General features: G+C 38.8%; 14 protein-coding genes. 8 read left to right on the forward strand and 6 right to left on the reverse strand.

The window, feature by feature from the left end:
- Window positions 1–323 precede the first annotated feature (323 nt).
- From potA to KO511_RS19925, 4 genes are all read left to right on the forward strand, one after another.
- Window positions 324–1,451 (forward strand): spermidine/putrescine ABC transporter ATP-binding protein PotA, encoded by a 1,128-nt coding sequence (gene potA, locus KO511_RS19910; RefSeq protein WP_215989184.1) that lies wholly within the window; start codon window positions 324–326, stop codon window positions 1,449–1,451.
- Window positions 1,435–2,292, forward strand: coding sequence for a spermidine/putrescine ABC transporter permease PotB (gene potB, locus KO511_RS19915; protein ID WP_215989185.1), 858 nt, complete (start codon window positions 1,435–1,437; stop codon window positions 2,290–2,292). The genes potA and potB overlap by 17 nt, the downstream gene beginning before the upstream one ends.
- Complete coding sequence (gene potC, locus KO511_RS19920) at window positions 2,292–3,056, forward strand: spermidine/putrescine ABC transporter permease PotC (protein WP_215989129.1); 765 nt, start codon at window positions 2,292–2,294, stop codon at window positions 3,054–3,056. Before potB ends, potC begins: the two co-directional genes overlap by 1 nt.
- Before the next feature lie 286 nt (window positions 3,057–3,342).
- Window positions 3,343–4,380, forward strand: a complete 1,038-nt coding sequence (locus KO511_RS19925; protein ID WP_215989130.1) for an extracellular solute-binding protein — start codon at window positions 3,343–3,345, stop codon at window positions 4,378–4,380.
- A 90-nt stretch (window positions 4,381–4,470) separates the two neighbouring features.
- Here the strand turns inward: KO511_RS19925 and cobB are convergent, their stop codons facing one another.
- Window positions 4,471–5,193, reverse strand: a complete 723-nt coding sequence (gene cobB / locus KO511_RS19930) for a Sir2 family NAD+-dependent deacetylase (protein ID WP_215989131.1) — start codon at window positions 5,191–5,193, stop codon at window positions 4,471–4,473.
- A 331-nt stretch (window positions 5,194–5,524) separates the two neighbouring features.
- Here cobB and KO511_RS19935 point away from each other — a divergent pair, with 331 nt between their 5' ends.
- Together KO511_RS19935 and KO511_RS19940 are read left to right on the forward strand one after the other, a co-directional pair.
- Window positions 5,525–7,414 (forward strand): methyl-accepting chemotaxis protein, encoded by a 1,890-nt coding sequence (locus KO511_RS19935; RefSeq protein ID WP_215989132.1) that lies wholly within the window; start codon window positions 5,525–5,527, stop codon window positions 7,412–7,414.
- 158 nt (window positions 7,415–7,572) lie between these two features.
- Window positions 7,573–8,646 (forward strand): M23 family metallopeptidase, encoded by a 1,074-nt coding sequence (locus KO511_RS19940; protein WP_215989133.1) that lies wholly within the window; start codon window positions 7,573–7,575, stop codon window positions 8,644–8,646.
- Window positions 8,647–8,718: 72 nt separating this feature from the next.
- Here KO511_RS19940 and KO511_RS19945 read toward each other — a convergent pair whose 3' ends face one another.
- The 3 genes from KO511_RS19945 to KO511_RS19955 all read right to left on the reverse strand — a co-directional run bounded on the left by KO511_RS19945 (window position 8,719) and on the right by KO511_RS19955 (window position 12,606).
- Window positions 8,719–9,312: a hypothetical protein gene (locus KO511_RS19945; protein ID WP_215989134.1), complete on the reverse strand. Its 594-nt coding sequence runs from the start codon at window positions 9,310–9,312 to the stop codon at window positions 8,719–8,721.
- Entirely contained in the window at window positions 9,309–10,892 is a 1,584-nt protein-coding gene (locus tag KO511_RS19950; protein WP_252724461.1) for an FAD-binding oxidoreductase, read from the reverse strand. The genes KO511_RS19945 and KO511_RS19950 overlap by 4 nt, the downstream gene beginning before the upstream one ends.
- 232 nt (window positions 10,893–11,124) lie before the next feature.
- Complete coding sequence (locus tag KO511_RS19955; protein ID WP_215989136.1) at window positions 11,125–12,606, reverse strand: FMN-binding glutamate synthase family protein; 1,482 nt, start codon at window positions 12,604–12,606, stop codon at window positions 11,125–11,127.
- Window positions 12,607–13,154: 548 nt separating this feature from the next.
- On the opposite strand from KO511_RS19955, the gene KO511_RS19960 reads away from it, so the two are divergent.
- A complete protein-coding gene (locus KO511_RS19960; protein WP_215989137.1) occupies window positions 13,155–13,880 on the forward strand; it encodes an SDR family NAD(P)-dependent oxidoreductase in 726 nt (241 codons plus the stop codon).
- A gap of 8 nt (window positions 13,881–13,888) precedes the next feature.
- Entirely contained in the window at window positions 13,889–14,740 is an 852-nt protein-coding gene (locus KO511_RS19965; protein ID WP_215989138.1) for an amidohydrolase family protein, read from the forward strand.
- Between the two features lie 4 nt (window positions 14,741–14,744).
- Here KO511_RS19965 and KO511_RS19970 read toward each other — a convergent pair whose 3' ends face one another.
- Both KO511_RS19970 and KO511_RS19975 read right to left on the reverse strand, forming a co-directional pair.
- A complete protein-coding gene (locus KO511_RS19970) occupies window positions 14,745–15,920 on the reverse strand; it encodes a mandelate racemase/muconate lactonizing enzyme family protein (RefSeq protein ID WP_215989139.1) in 1,176 nt (391 codons plus the stop codon).
- Between the two features lie 32 nt (window positions 15,921–15,952).
- Window positions 15,953–16,726, reverse strand: a complete 774-nt coding sequence (locus KO511_RS19975) for a class II aldolase/adducin family protein (RefSeq protein ID WP_252724462.1) — start codon at window positions 16,724–16,726, stop codon at window positions 15,953–15,955.
- Window positions 16,727–16,895: the final 169 nt, after the last annotated feature.

Consider the following 16,895-nt stretch of genomic DNA (forward strand, 5'->3'; position numbering starts at 1 on the left):
TAAGAGATAAGTACGTTACTAAACCCAACATTATACCGAAACCTAACCATGCCCAAAGCCGAATTTTACTTATCTGCTTGATTAAACAACCAAGTGATTGATAATTAATCACAAAGCATGTCAGGCACTAATGTTTGAATCATGTTCTATTAGCTACACGTTAAAGTTCCACTAAAACAGTATGGTCAGAGATGTTGACTATTACCTATAAATTTTTAACGCTTAAATGTGAGAAAACACTTTGATTTCATACTGTGGATTATTATTATGCGCGCCTCTATATTTTGTAACTACTGGCTAATTTCTGTTGAACATTAGGAGAAATAAAGACGTTGAACAATAAACAGCTTGAAGCACAACCCGTCATTCACCTACGTGGAGTCAGCAAAAGCTTCGATGGTAAACAAATCATCAAAAATCTAGATCTCGATGTTAATCATGGCGAATTCCTTACAATATTGGGCCCATCCGGTTGCGGAAAAACAACCGTTCTTAGGATGATTGCTGGGTTTGAAGATGCAGACGAGGGAACAATTACTCTAGATAGGCAGGATGTTACTCATACACCTGCTGAGAAAAGACACGTCAATACTGTTTTCCAAAGTTATGCACTATTCCCTCATATGACGGTTTATGACAATGTCGCTTTCGGACTACGCATGCAAAAAGTTTCCACCTCCGACATAGATTTCAGAGTTATTGAAGCACTGAAAATGGTCCGTTTAGAGAACCTAGCACAACGTAGGCCTCATCAACTTTCAGGTGGTCAACAACAACGGATTGCAATCGCTCGTGCTGTTGTCAATAAACCTAAAGTTCTTCTACTAGATGAATCACTGTCGGCGCTAGACTACAAATTACGCAAGCAAATGCAAGTTGAACTGAAGCAACTTCAACGCCAATTAGGTATCACATTTATCTTTGTCACACATGATCAGGAAGAAGCACTCTCAATGTCAGATCGCATACTGGTACTACGTGATGGTGTTATCGAACAAGATGGTTCACCAAAAGAAATTTATGAGGAACCCAAAAATCTTTTTGTTGCGCGGTTTATTGGTGAGATTAATGTGTTTGAAGCAACTATGATTGAGCGTTTAGATCAAAATCGCATTCTCGCCACAATAGAAGGCATTGATTCCATTGTTTATCATGATAAATCTACCACACATAAAGGTGATAAACTCAAGGTTCTTTTACGTCCTGAAGATCTCCGGCTAGAAGAAATATGTGAATCAGAGCAAAAAGGTATAGTAGGCCATATTATAGAGCGTACATACAAAGGTATGACTTTAGATTCTATTGTACAACTTGCGTCTGGTATGCGTGTCATGGTTAGCGAGTTCTTCAACGAGGATGATCCAGATGTCGATCATTCGCTTGGGCAAAAAGTTGCTGTTACTTGGGTTGAGAACTGGGAGGTCGTTCTAGATGATGGGCAAGAAGATTAACCTTCAGAATTCGATTATCTTTCTTGTGGTTGGATGGCTTTCATTATTCGTGTTGATTCCCAATATAATGATTATAGGTACCAGTTTTCTTACTAGGGATGAATCAAACCTCATTGAGCTGACATTTACCTTTAACAACTATTTACGCCTCATTGATCCTCTCTACGCTAAAGTAGTTTGGCATTCATTTTATATGGCAATCACTGCAACTTTATTGTGTCTAGTTATTGGCTATCCATTTGCCTATTTCATAAGCAGAATGCCCGTTAGAGTGCGTCCAATTATGCTGTTTTTAGTGATCGTTCCTTTCTGGACAAATTCGCTTATTCGCACATATGGGCTAAAGATAGTACTTGGCACACATGGGATTTTGAATAAAATGCTGCTGGCTGTAGACATCATAGATAAACCTATCCGTCTAATGTATACAGAAGCCGCAGTCATGATAGGTCTTGTGTACATACTACTGCCTTTTATGATTCTTCCGCTTTATTCAGCAATTGAAAAATTGGACACCACCTTTATAGAAGCCGCAAGAGATCTTGGGGCGAATAAATTTTATACCTTTACTAAGGTCGTACTCCCTCTTACCATGCCCGGTATTATTGGAGGATGCTTGCTCGTTCTCCTCCCAGCATTAGGTATGTTCTATATTTCTGACTTACTCGGTGGTGCCAAAAACCTTTTAATTGGCAATGTCATCAAGAGCCAAGTACTTAACGCTAGAGATTGGCCATTTGGATCAGCAACCAGTATTTCTCTTACTGTAGCAATGGCGATAATGCTTTATGCCTACTACCGAGCTGGCAAACTATTAAATAAAAAAGTGGACCTTGACTGATGATAAAAAGTATTAGATTTGGCTTTGTCTGTCTTGTTTACGCCTTTTTGTATTTGCCAATTTTTGTCTTGATCGTCAACTCTTTTAATGCCAGCAAATACGGTATGAAATGGGGTGGATTTACAACACAATGGTACCAATCGCTTATCCACAATGACAGCTTAGTTCAAGCTGCTTGGCATTCACTCAATGTGGCCATCTTTTCAGCAACCGCTGCAACCATTATTGGAAGTTTGACTGCAGTTGCGTTATTTCGCTATTCATTCAAAGGCAAAACATTGGTCAATGGACTATTGTTTGTTGTTATGATGTCTCCCGATATTGTTATGGCAATATCATTATTGGCGTTATTTTTGTTTTTGGGTGCTCAACTCGGCTTTTTTACCCTTTTGGTCGCGCACATAACATTTTGCCTGCCCTTTGTCGTGGTAACCGTATATAGTCGATTAAGTGGCTTTGATGTGAAAATACTTGAGGCTGCTAAAGATCTTGGAGCCAGTGAGTGGGTTATACTTAAACAAATTATTCTAGCTTTAGCTAAGCCTGCTGTAGCCAGTGGTTGGCTTCTCAGTTTCACTTTATCGCTGGACGACGTAATCATCAGTTCCTTTGTCACTGGCCCCACATATGAAATCTTACCTCTAAAAATATATTCCATGGTGAAAGTCGGTATTTCACCAGAAGTAAATGCCTTAGCTACAATCATGCTGATAATGTCACTTATTTTAGTCGTGATATCCCAAGCATTATTAAGGCAGAAATAGTCATATGAATGGCATTATGCACAAAAGGTCAATAGTAATATCCATATAGTCATTCAATATCACAGCTGGGAGTCAATTCGTAAAGGAAGCCCTCCCACACCAAGATCACTTTGATGCATATAAATTCACTGTCAAATCTCATAATTTGGAATCATTTTGTGCCTATTCAACAGTTTGGCTGATATAATGCCCAGCAGGGACGATTGTATTCAATTGACTCTTAACTAAGGCTTAATGTTCAATAAACGCCACAATGGCGAATTACTCAAAGGCAACATCTATAACAATGAAAAATAAACTTTTTACTAGCGCCTTATGCGCCGCGTCTTTAATCGCATCACCAGTAATGGCTGCGAACCAAGAGCTCTACTTTTATAATTGGTCTGAATACATTCCTAATGAAGTACTAGAAGACTTTACCAAGGAAACTGGTATCAAAGTCATATATTCTACTTACGAGTCAAATGAGAGTATGTATGCCAAACTTAAAACACAAGGTACTGGCTATGACTTGGTAGTGCCTTCTACCTACTTTGTATCTAAAATGCGCAAAGAAGGTATGCTGCAACAAGTCGATCATAAAAAGATATCCAACTTCGATGGCCTTGATAGTAACTTTTTAAACAAACCCTTCGACCCTAAAAACAATTACTCTATCCCTTATATTTGGGGTGCGACGGGTATAGGTGTTAATTCTGACATGCTTGATAAGTCCTCCATCACGAAGTGGGATGATTTGTGGGACAGCAAATGGGAAGGACAATTAATGCTTATGGATGACTCAAGAGAAGTCTTCCATATTGCTCTTACTAAACTGGGCTATTCACCTAACACCACCAACCCAGAAGAAATAAAAGCAGCTTACCAAGAGTTGAAAAAACTAATGCCAAACGTGTTAGTGTTTAACTCAGATTTCCCTGCTAACCCATACTTAGCAGGAGAAGTATCTCTAGGTATGCTTTGGAATGGCTCAGCATACATGGCACGACAAGAAGGTGCCCCTATTGATATTATTTGGCCAGAAAAAGGAGCAGTTTTATGGATGGATAGTCTATCTATTCCATCAGGCGCGAAAAACATTGATGCTGCACACAAGATGATAGATTTCCTCATCCGTCCAGAAAATGCAGCTAAAATTGCGCTTGAAATTGGCTACCCCACTCCAGTAGCAGCAGCTCATAAGTTATTGCCGAAAAAATTTGCTAATGACCCAAGCATCTTCCCTCCACAAGAGGTTATGGAAAGCGGAACTTGGACTGATGGCGTTGGTGAAGCAAGCGTAATTTATGACGAATACTTCCAAAAGTTAAAAGTTGGTAATTAAAACTGCGTTTAAGTAGCTTAACATACTACTACTAAGCGGCTAGTTTATAGCCGCTTCTTTATACTCTTAAGCCAATAAAACTACTCTTTATCAAATTAAATCATTCATGAGCAACTCATCAACCAACTTCGGCACCTCAATACTAGCCTTGCCATAGCGCTTTTCTACAAACTCACTTTCCACTGCGCTCGGTTCAAGGTTTATTTCTATAGTATGCGCTCCATTCAACTTGGCATCATGAACAAACCCAGCAGCAGGATAAACCACTCCTGAAGTACCTATTGATATAAATAAATCAGCTTGTTCCAATGCCTCGTATATCTCCCCCATTCTTAATGGCATCTCACCAAACCAAACAATATGAGGACGCATCTGAGCAGGAAATTGACAGCAATGACATAAGTCTCCAGTAAGAATATTTCCATGATTTTCGATTGTCTGATTGGACTCACTGCACCTTGCTTTCAAAAGTTCACCGTGCATATGAATCACATTTTTGTTTCCTCCTCGTTCATGCAAATTGTCTATATTTTGAGTAATAATGTTCACTTTCCCCTTCAGTTCTTTTTCTAGGCGACCTAAGGCAAGATGCGCAGAATTAGGCTTGACCCGAGTCTCTTGAAGTTTTGAGCGTCGTTGGTTATAAAAATTCTGAACCAAGTCGGGGGCACGCTCAAATCCTTCTGGAGTAGCGACATCTTCTATACGATGGTCCTCCCACAAACCATCTTGAGCCCTAAACGTTTGAATTCCTGATTCTGCTGATATGCCAGCTCCTGTTAGTACAACAATATTTTTATAGGGAAAATTCATTCAGCATTCCTTTAAGTTTCTAACCTAGCTTAACATCACCACTATAACCGCATAATACAAGCTGATTAGACCATGGTCTAAGTTCACCCATTCAGTTGCTTTTCTGTGAACTAATACATAGCTAACTGATAAAAACGTATCCATAGAATACTTTCTTGATCATAAAACTCTCTTTTTAGACCGAGAAATAGCTTGCTTTGGGTTATGAGGTTTTTCACTTATAACTTGCAAAATACATATCTAGTGCTATTCCTTTTATGTCTAGCTAACATAATAAACAAATTGCATATTAGATAAAATTGCAATGCCACTCTGCCTATGGAGAGTCCAGATGAATGAATCATCTAATAGTCGGCAATTTTCTTTTACTTTGTCGATACACGCAAAGTTGGTTTTGATCAACCTGACGTTACTAGTGTGCGTCGGCTTATATGCATTTTATGAACATTCTAGCTTTTCTAATTTTGAGTCTCTCGAACATGCTGCTACAGAAAACCTGCAAGGATCAGTAGACTTGTTAATGTTACGACGCCACGAAAAGGATTTTTTGGCGAGAAAAGATATGAAGTACCCTCAACATTTCGACCAAGTATTTGAAGAGCTTTCTCAGCGGTTAATCAAGCTTAATCTTTTATTGAAGTCTCACAATCTTCATCTAGAAGAACAGACAATAAACATCATTGAAACTTTAGATAAATATCAAGAACAATTTCATCTACTAGTTGAAAAAGTCGATATTATCGAAGGTAAAAACAATCCAAACAACTATAAGCTTCAATTAGAAACTTCAAGAAAAGTATTAAAAAACGCAGTATCCAACTTTGATAATTTCACCTTAGAAGTTATGCTCTTAGAGCTTATGGAAACGGATTATCGTTACTTGGCCAATTCAACCTTTGATACCAGTAACGCTTTACTCTCAGCAGTCTCTAAATTTTCTTCAAGTGAACATGTGCCCAATTCGTTAGAACCTGCACTTGAGCAATATCGACATGATATTGAAAACGTGCTCAATGCGTCTAAAGCATTAGGTCATTCATCCACCGAGGGATTAAGAGCAGAGCTGAGAAAAAATGTTCAAAGTGCCGAGAATGATATTAAAACACTGCAAGCTGAAATCAGCCAAGCAATAAGTATAAAAGCCGAGCAAATTCGTAGCCAACTTTTAACTTTTGGAAGTGCTATTGTCGTATTACTATCAATGCTTTTATTCTTTATCGGTAGGAGTATTCTCGGGCGTATATCAGCAATAAATTGTTTGATGCAAGAAATTGCTAGTGGAGATGGTGATCTCACGGTCAGAATGAATGCAAAAGGTAGTGATGAATTAGCTCAACTAGCAAACTCTTTTGACTTATTTATTTCTAGATTACATTGCAACATTCAAGAGGTCGCAAAGGTAATGTCAGTTCTCACCGAAAGCTCCGAGAGTTCTAAAGACAGTGCACGTAAAAGTATGAAAAATGCAGAGCAGCAAAAAGTTCAATCAGAGTCAGTCGCAACTGCTGTGAATGAGCTGGTCATGACCAGTAATGAAATCACCTCCAATATAGAATGTGCTGCAAGTAATGCAGAAAAGATGAAAATCGAAGCAAGCAATGCCTTGAATATCACACACTCTACAAGCGAATGTATACAATCTCTGTCTTCAAATATTTCAGAATCACAAGACCTAACGATAGATTTAGCTGAGCAAAGTAAAGAAATAAACCAAGTCATCACTGCCATCCAAAACATTGCTGAACAAACAAATCTTCTCGCGCTAAATGCAGCGATTGAAGCGGCACGAGCTGGTGAATATGGACGAGGATTTTCTGTCGTAGCAGACGAAGTTCGACAACTATCATTAATGACAAATAACTCCACTCATCAAATTGAGACTACTATTCATGAGTTGACATCTGGTATCCAAGATACCGTATCCAAAATGGCGTCCAGTATTGAGTTAGCTCAACATACTAAAGAAACAACGAAAGATGTGGTAGGTGCTATTGAAGCCATGGTGAAACGTATTAATGAAATGTCAGACATGAATACACAAATCGCGACCGCGTCAGAGCAGCAATCTATGGTTTCCGCTGAAATAGACCGGAATATTACTGAAATAGCTCATCTTGCAGGTAACACACACCAAATTGTATCAAGTTCAGTACATTGCAGTGAGCAAGTATCTAATGTCAGCCAGAAACTAGAGAAAATCGTTGCACAATTTAAATACTAGTGACTACTGGCTAAATTAACCGAAGAAAATAAAGCAGTTAATATGCGCACAAGTCACGCATGAGATAGTAGAAGCTAAAAGCAGTTGTTAAATCAAAGCTTGCTGTCGCTCGGAAATAGTCATGTCGACTTGCCGGACACAGTTGCCTGGAGAAAACAATGAAAACACTATTACAATTAGCTTTTTTATTATGGAACACACATTGCTATGCACAGTCACTTATGCCCCCCATTGATATAATCAAAATCGATCAAAGCATAATAGAGTCATACAATGAGGTCAATTTCATATCTGAAGATAATTTTGTCTTTCGCCCCATTCAGCACCCTTTTGCGATGCAAATGTACTTCTCCGATTATTCTGACTGGCTGGTACTTGAAGAAGATCTCTTGCATTGGAGTGGTTCTATGGGAATAGACCCAAGAGTTATATTAACTACATTAGCTACAACATCTGGTTGGTCTCCAGAATCTAAAGCAACTGAAACTTCTATTGCCGACTTAAAACGTGACATAAAGCTTGTTGCAAACCATCTTTCTCAGCTTTTTTATTACGCCATAAATCATGATTTATCTGATAACCAAACCGTAATGTTTTCTATTATATCGTCATTAAATGCAAATACTCCGTGGTCTCAATGGCAGAGTTTTTACATTGAATGGTTCGGTGAGCCTAGCTCTGATCAAAGTAAATCCGAATCACCACAACCCAATATGCAGTGGCCATGGAGAGCTGGTTATAATTGGATACCTAATGGGCCACACTCACACACTGGATCAGGGTTTCCCCTGTCATCTATTGATGTTTCTTATGACTGGCCCCGTTGGGGAGGACAAACATACAGTGTAACTGCAGCACATGATGGTTATGTATCAGTGTTTTCACGATGTCAGGTCAGAGTTACTCAACCTAGTGGGTGGGCGACAAATTACTATCATATGGATGGAATAGACATCCAAGATGGTGAATGGGTTAATAAAAACCAAAGGATTGGCAGCTACGCAAGTCAAAAGAACGTAGCTCTTTGTCAAGGTGGTTCCTCAACAGGCCCGCATCTACATTTTTCAGTACTATTAAACGGACGCTTCAAATCATTACAAAATTTATCTCTTGGCCCTTATCGTATCGATGTTGGACGATATAGCTATGATAACAATTGCCGTTATACATGGATGATTGATAATAGATTAAACAATAAGAAATGTTTTTGGTCTAGTATCGACAATCCATAATACCTAGTAAGTTACATCCGAAGAACCTCTTTTTGTTTACCATTAGAGGTTCTGTATTAATTTTCAGCCCCCTTAAAACCGAGAGGTTAAGCTTGCAGTCATACTCTTAAGTCCAGTTAACCATTTTTTCACTGGCTGAATAATCCAATATCTTAATATGAATAAACTAATCTGTAGTAATATGTATTTTCGACCACAATACAAAACACATAGATATTCAAACTTATCACTTCTACCTTCAAACAATATATTACGAAAAATAAACTTCTGTCGTTGGGCTACCTTTGGGTTTCTAGCGCCTCCCATGAAGTATCGTTTCTTCATTGAGAATGCTCTCCAACTAGCATATATAAATACGTAACCACGTTCAAAGTCTGATAAAGTATCTTCTACCCAAATACTACCACCTTCTACAATATCATCACCTGAATCATAAAGATCATGTACACGTATGTGCTGTGGCAAATCCGATAAATATACCAGTGGATGTTCACAATTAACCGTATAGCCTGCGCACATTCTACCATTAGAATCAAAAAAAGCGTCGACACAGGTGCGGCGTTTTAACTCATCAGCTTCAATGCCATGACCAGATACCAAATGATACTGTTTGGAAAATTCAAGTATTTCTTCATTTTCTGAGATTGTTTTGCATGTCAACATCATACTATTTCTCCCTTATTATTAAATGGAGGTATCTTCATTTGATACCGCCCAGGAGCTAAAATGTTGTCGGTATCCAACGCCACTTTGATTTTATTTCGTAGGATTAATGCTTCAGATTCCAATTCTTCTTGACTATCAAAAGGCATCTCATCAACCGAACGTCGATAACAAGGCCATTGATAACGTTGATAAAGAGAACTCAACTTTCGCCTTAATTCCGTTGCTTTATCGGTTTCTTCTGAGTTACTTGCATCATAATAAATACTTATAATTGCCTGACACATATGGGAACTGACTGCCGTTATAGTCACACCAAATTCAAAGCCCGCTTTATCAAATGCTTGTTTAGTTAAGCGCATACACTTTTCAACTTCATTACCTAACATCGGTACAGAAGGCGCTATCCAAAAAAAACCTGCTCCATCAATAACTGGATCCATTTTTTTTGGAATGTCACCATTATAACGCCAATAGCATCCTTTTAACGCGAGATCGTTGGGGTTACCTTCAAACATTTCCATCATTTTCGTAAAGTCGTTAAGGCTACTTTGTAAACGCCGATACATGGCTATGCGCCCAAAAAGTTTACCAGCAGCCTGCACTAAAGTGTTGGATTTATTTAGGTTATTAAAACTAACTATATTGACTTGAGCAATGGGTTTTAAAAGGTTTTTAACTCGTTTCGCTTTCGCTTTCGCAACCTCTCTAGTGCCAGAAATCAAAAATGCACCAGACCAAGGTGTAATAGCATGTTTCTTACAAAGTGAGGCTTTATCATGATCACTAATACCTGCTGATGGATCCCATTCATCAAAATTGAAGCGTTCCATCATAGTCAATATACGATATTCATTTCCTAAGTGAGGTAAACCGTCAATACTACCTTCCGATTTAAGTTGGCGCATTATCTCAATATATTCACACAAGTCATTCGAAGAATTAAGACGAACTAAACAACGTAAACTAGATTGAGGCCTTAACATCAACTCAAACTTCATTTTGCTTACCACTGCAATGTTGTTTTGAGTGAATAACTCATGAAGATTAGCTGACAGACCGGCTCTACCGCAGTAACGAATGCTATGATTGAGTTCAAAAACCTCCCCAGTCGATAAAATCAGTTCACTTATTGTGAAGTGTCGACTTCTAATACCAACGGGACCATGGCCGAAACCTCTTTCTAATACATTTCCCACTATGCTTGTATCTGGCCCTGCACCAGTGCAATCTAACATCCATTTTGTGTGTTTTAGGTACTCAGCTAACTGACCTTGTGTTACACCTGGTTCAATTTCTACAACTCCGAGTTCCTCGTCAAAATTAAGAATACGATTCATTTCACTCATATCGAGCAAGATACATCCATCACTCGCGGGGGATTTATAGCCATACCCCCAATTATTTCCTTTACTTATTGGGTAAAATGGTTGTTTATCGATAAAAGCTTGTCCGATAAATTGCTTAAGTTGCAGATCATTTTTTGGCTTGAACACTTCAGAAATGGTGCGTGAATGCTTACCGAGACCACTATGAACTTCTACCCCTTTAATACAGAAATCCTTCTCTTCAACACAAAACAAAACATGCTCCTTCATTGATATGTATATGGTTGATTGTTTTTTAAACCTTATTTTCTTAAGGCACACTATAAAAATGGAATCGGATTATGTCACACATCCGATACAAAACAACTCTCATATCAAGAACTTGAATATATTTAGCAAAATGAGATGCGGCCATTAACCATATTATATCTATGGGTTAATCTAATAGAGCATCAGTCTATAATTGGGTTACATTCTATGGGTAAGCTTAACTGTGATGCCTGTATAACTCATCTAGTGCAATTGATAGTCCATCCTCTTTAACAATTCTTATATGTTCGCGTTTTAAATCTCGAGCATTTGTTAATCCACAGGAGTGTGCAATTAGGCCAATACCGTAGTGGATATACTTGTTATAGTTTGCGACACGCTCCATTTTATCTTCAACATGAAGCCCTTGCTGAAGTCGCCTGTCATGAGTCGTTATACCCGTAGGGCAAGTATCTTTATTACATTGCAAGGCTTGAATACAACCCAATGCAAACATATGACCTCGTGCAGATACAACAAAATCAGCACCCAATGCTATAGCCCATGCAACCTTAGAGGGTGTAATTAGTTTCCCAGATGCAATCAATTTTACTCTAGGAGTAAGCCCGTGTTCGTTTAGAAGATTGATGACTATAGGTAAACTTTCTTTGAGGGGTAAACCAACATAATCCATCAGTGGCTGTGGCGCAGCCCCTGTACCACCATCAGCACTATCTATTGTTATAAAGTCAGGAGCACAATCATGACCTCTTTTATCGATTTCATTCAAAAGTTCGTTTAGCCAAGTTTGCGAACCAAGTACTGCTTTGAAACCAACTGGCTTACCAGTCACATTACGAATTCGACTAATCATGTCAAGTAAATCGCCAATAGTGCGAACATCTGGATGCCCGTTAGGGCTTATTGAATCCTGTCCTTGAGGTATCCCTCGAATTTCAGCAATTTCATCCGTCACTTTACGGCCAGGTAAGATACCGCCTTTTCCAGGTTTGGCACCTTGACTCATCTTGATCTCAAACATTTTGACATTGTCATGTAATGCAATTTCTAACAACTTCTCATCAGAAAGTTTACCTTGCTGATCACGCACACCATATTTTGCTGTACCGACTTGAAAAACAATATCGCACCCTCCTTCTAAATGATAAGTACTAAGACCTCCTTCTCCTGTGTTCAACCAGCACCCTGCCAATTTGGCGCCTTTTGACAATGCTCTCACCGCAGGTTTAGACAAGGAGCCAAAGCTCATTGCTGATATGTTAAAAATTGATGACGTGACATAAGGAATACGACAACCAGGTCCTATAGTTACTGGAGCAGGGGTAACCGCGTCTTCTTCAAGAGTTGGAAATGCACAATTCATAAACATAATAGTCCCTGTTGTGTCCAAGTTACGCGTAGAACCAAATGCGATAGTGCGATCAACATTTTTCGCTGCCTTATAAACCCAGCTTCTTTCAGCTCGATTAAATGGCATCTCTTCTCTATCCATCGCAAAAAAATACTGCCTAAAGAATTCACCCTGTTTCTCAAACAAATAGCGAAACCTTCCAATGACGGGGTAATTGTGCCTTATAGCATGCGTATGTTGGCGTTTATCGGCAATATACATGTAGATAATACCGATAACTCCAATACCTATAAACAGAGTAAAAAGCCCTGAAAACAAATCGATACCTATGATAAAAAACTCACCCATCTTTCTGCTCCAATCAGTTTTAATGTGTCTATTTTGTTCAGCTGACTTGATTAATATAGCCGACTATTTCTAATTAATTTGGGTTTAAGGATTCGAGTGATAGATCTGATTGCAGATGATGAATATTCATCTATTTATCAAAAAAAGATCACCAATAACGAGATATGCCTTTAAGTTCACATAAGCTGTTTAATATTGACTCCTATGACGAAGGTAGTCTAGATCATATTCAACTATGATTGCCTGCCAACCTACAGCTTTAGAACATTTTATATTTTGTCATAACAACTCAGTAAGATTGAACACATAATCACTGTATAATGTTTGAGTACTAATTCAACTAAACGTTAATATAGACAACCCCCAAATCACCTAATTATTGGCCTATCGAATGGATGTGATAGAATTATCAAAAGTGATGGATTTATTAATAACGCTATTTCCGTTGCCATCTATGGCTTCAATTACAACTGAATCACCACCATATTGACTACAGAAAATTGAAAAAGTAATGCACCCAGTTTGTAAATTTAAACGGAGAAATGCAGATGAAAAAAACGTGTGTAATTACCGGAGGAAGCTCCGGAATTGGTCGAGCAATTACTGCTCTTTTTATAGACAATGGTTACAATGTCTATAACTTAGATATTAGCCAAAGCGACTTAGGCATCTATCTCGAGTGTAACATTACCGATCATGAAAGTGTTCATCAACATATTGATAATATAGCGAAAAATGGACCTATAGATGTCTTAATAACAAGTGCAGGAATACATTTTTCTGCAAACATTGAAGACACTTCTGAGCAGGATCTACAACGAGTATTTGATATCAATGTAAAAGGCGCCTATTCTGCGGTACAAGCTGTTTTACCCAACATGAAAAAATACAACTCGGGCTCGATTATAATACTCGCCTCAGATCAAGCATTAGTCGCTAAGCCAAACTCTTTTGCTTATAATTTAAGTAAAAATGCCCTTGCTTCACTAGCAAAAACTACCGCCATAGATTATGCAAAATATAATATTAGAGCGAATGCCTTATGCCCAGGAACCATTGAAACACCTCTATACCATAAAGCTATTGAACACTATTGTGATGTTTCAGGTAGCGACATTAACGAAGTCCATAAAAGTGAAGCTCAAATGCAACCTTTAGCCCGCCTAGGGCAACCTCAAGAAGTTGCACATTATGCACTTTTTCTTGCAAGCGATAATGCGTCCTTTATCACGGGCAGTACACCAGTCATTGATGGTGGCTACACAACAGGTTAATAAAAACAATGTTTAAATTAATAGACTCCCACCTACATTTTTTTGATTTTGAAAATGGCGATTATCACTGGCTCAAACCTGATAACCCTCCGTTCTGGGAGGACAAAAGCCGCATCGCTCGAAGCTTTGTACAAGGTGACTTACAACTTAGTCCACCATTGGAACTAAGTGGCTATGTACATATTGAAGCTGGATATGATAATGATGACTTCTGGCGTGAAATCGAATGGCTAGAAAAGAACAATACCCTCCCCTTTAGAGCCGTCGCCTCTGCTGACCTTACCCGCTCACCAAATGAATTTGCTAAAGATATCATCAAACTAAAGCAATATCATTCAGTAACTGGTATCAGGCATATTTTTGATGAACAAACGCTAAACTTGCTGAATAATTCTTATGTTTGTAAAAACCTTGAGCAACTAGCAAAAAATAACCTATCCTTCGATTTGCAGATGCCATTCAATGATTCAAAAGCCATTGACTGTCTTTTAACTCACATGGATTCGTTATCGCAGTTAAAAATCATCATTAACCATGCAGGGTTTCCTCCGCTAACTAATGACCCCACCTGGGAAACGTGGCTTTCTAGCATTAATTCTGTTGCAAAGTACCCTAATGTGGCCATTAAATGTTCAGGTTGGGAAATGAAATGCAGAGACTATAGTTTAAGTTGGGTCAATGAAATTATGACCGAATGCATCAAAGCCTTCGGCAACGACCGAGTAATGCTAGCAAGCAACTTTCCTTTATGCCTTTTTTCAGAAAGCTATCAATCTTTTTGGGAGCAACTTTTGCCGATGTCAGCAGACAATATGCAGGCGCTTCTCTACAACAACGCCTGCAATTGGTATAAGTTTTAGCCTACTACTTTACACATACATGGGGTGATCTTTTGATTACCTCATCATTAAGTTCAATGCCTATTCCTGGCGCATCAGAAACCTGAAAAAAGCCATCTTTAGGCTGTGGATCCTGAATACAAAGTTCTCGGTTCCACTCTTTAATCGCATAAGTGTGATGTTCATGAATTAGAAAGTTTGGAATTGCCGTTTCTAAATGTAATGAAGCCGCTGTAGCAACAGGTCCTCCACAAACATGGGCCTGTATTCTGATATCATAGACATCAGCATAGTCACAAACTTTTTTTGCCTCAGTAAAGCCGCCGCATAAACCGACATCAGGTTGTAACACATCAATACTTTGATCTTCAAAATAAGGCCTGACATCCCAACGATGGTATAGACGCTCTCCACCAGCTATTGGAACATTGACATTTTCCGCGACTTTTTTATGAATTGCAGAGTTCAAATAATTAACAGGCTCTTCATACATCATGCAATCTACTTCTTGAATGACCTCACCCATTTGGATTGCTGAAGCCGCTCCCATCAGTGAATGTGACTCGAAAATGATATCAACATCTGGCCCCACGGCATCTCGTATTGCCCTTAATCGGTCGCCAAATAAACGCATTTGAGGTCGTGTGAAAAGTTTCGTTCTATCGAAAGACGATTCACCATTTTGATCGTAGACTATAGGATCTACCTTAACTGCATCATATCCTTCTGCCACTGCTTTTAGAGCAGCTTCCGCATACTCTGTAGGGTGGATAAGTTTTTTACACTCCTTATCCCAATCAAATTGTAACTGGCTAGCATAAGTTCGTAGTTTGTCATTCGTCTTGCCACCTAAGAGCTGGTAAACAGGTAATCCTAATGCTTTACCTTTAATGTCCCATAAAGCAGTATCAATAGCACTCATCGCAGCATACAAAACTGGACCACCACCAAGACCCCAGAAACTCTCCCTAAGCATTCTTGACCATAGTTTTTCAGTACTAAAGGGGTCAAAACCTATCAGAACAGCTTCAGCTATTTCCTTCACCATAGCCGCCGCTGCGCTATGCCCCCAGTCATAGGCTAAACCAGCCTCTCCTACTCCAGAAATACCTTCATCCGTGTGGATGCGAATAAATACAGGATTCCAAGGTGGCCTTTTAGGACAGTGGATATCAAAAATTTCTACTTTAGTGATTTTCATCGTAATACACTCAATTATCAATAGCCACACAGCTATACATCAAAGTCAGGATAAAGCTGTTTTACACTTCTCATCATAGCTGGCCAAGCTTTTTGGCCGCCTGTTAAACCAGAATGAACCACATTCGCTTGAGCTTTAATACCATCAACAATCGACTGATCGACAAGATGGTATTTTTGACCAGTCGATTGAACCTGTAATTGTATTTGGCACGCTCTTGTTAAATCATACATATGCATAAATGCATCACCGATCGTCTTACCCATGGTTAAAGCACCATGATTTCGAAGCAACATAAAATTTGCTTGTCCAAGATCTTCTTGGAGTCGACTTTTTTCCTCATGATTAACCGCTAATCCTTCGTAATCATGATAACTCATCGACGCCAGCGCAAACATTGAATACTGACTTAATGGGAGCAACCCTTCCTTTAAGCTCGCAATCGCCACCGTTGCGTCTGTGTGTACATGAAGAGCACATTGATCTTCTGGTCTTGCTTCATGAACGGCACTATGAATGGTAAAACCCGCTGGATTAATATCAAATGGGGTATCTGAATCAACGATATTACCATCAATATCAATCTTAACTAAGTTAGATGCTGTGATTTCATCAAATGAAAGTCCAAATGCATTTATCAGCAGGAGCTCAGTCCCAGGGATTCGTGCTGTAATATGAGTATGAATAAGATCGTCCCAACCATGCATCACAAAAAGTCGATAGGCTGCTGCTAGTTCAACTCTTGTCTGCCATTCAATTTCAGACACTTTACCCTTCTCATTCAAAACAGGTATATCATACATCATCAACTCCCCAACCTAATTTTTATATTGTGTTCATTACCTCTAGCGAATATAACAATAATACACATTAAGTTCACAGCTAAACTTACAATACTTAACCACTAATGTTGTATCACCCTTCAAAGATATATCACGCCTTCATCTATTAGCTAGTTTTGAATGCACCATTAAC

It is taken from the genome of Vibrio hepatarius, from assembly GCF_018860525.1.
Lineage (GTDB): Bacteria > Pseudomonadota > Gammaproteobacteria > Enterobacterales > Vibrionaceae > Vibrio > Vibrio hepatarius_B.

Coding starts and splice junctions, on each gene's coding strand:
- potB (WP_215989185.1), top strand. CDS start 1,435: ATGGGCAAGAAGATTAACCTTCAGAATTCGATTATCTTTCTTGTGGTT.
- potC (WP_215989129.1), top strand. CDS start 2,292: ATGATAAAAAGTATTAGATTTGGCTTTGTCTGTCTTGTTTACGCCTTT.
- KO511_RS19925 (WP_215989130.1), top strand. CDS start 3,343: ATGAAAAATAAACTTTTTACTAGCGCCTTATGCGCCGCGTCTTTAATC.
- cobB (WP_215989131.1), bottom strand. CDS start 5,193: ATGAATTTTCCCTATAAAAATATTGTTGTACTAACAGGAGCTGGCATA.
- KO511_RS19935 (WP_215989132.1), top strand. CDS start 5,525: ATGAATGAATCATCTAATAGTCGGCAATTTTCTTTTACTTTGTCGATA.
- KO511_RS19940 (WP_215989133.1), top strand. CDS start 7,573: ATGAAAACACTATTACAATTAGCTTTTTTATTATGGAACACACATTGC.
- KO511_RS19945 (WP_215989134.1), bottom strand. CDS start 9,312: ATGATGTTGACATGCAAAACAATCTCAGAAAATGAAGAAATACTTGAA.
- KO511_RS19955 (WP_215989136.1), bottom strand. CDS start 12,606: ATGGGTGAGTTTTTTATCATAGGTATCGATTTGTTTTCAGGGCTTTTT.
- KO511_RS19960 (WP_215989137.1), top strand. CDS start 13,155: ATGAAAAAAACGTGTGTAATTACCGGAGGAAGCTCCGGAATTGGTCGA.
- KO511_RS19965 (WP_215989138.1), top strand. CDS start 13,889: ATGTTTAAATTAATAGACTCCCACCTACATTTTTTTGATTTTGAAAAT.
- KO511_RS19970 (WP_215989139.1), bottom strand. CDS start 15,920: ATGAAAATCACTAAAGTAGAAATTTTTGATATCCACTGTCCTAAAAGG.
- KO511_RS19975 (WP_252724462.1), bottom strand. CDS start 16,726: ATGATGTATGATATACCTGTTTTGAATGAGAAGGGTAAAGTGTCTGAA.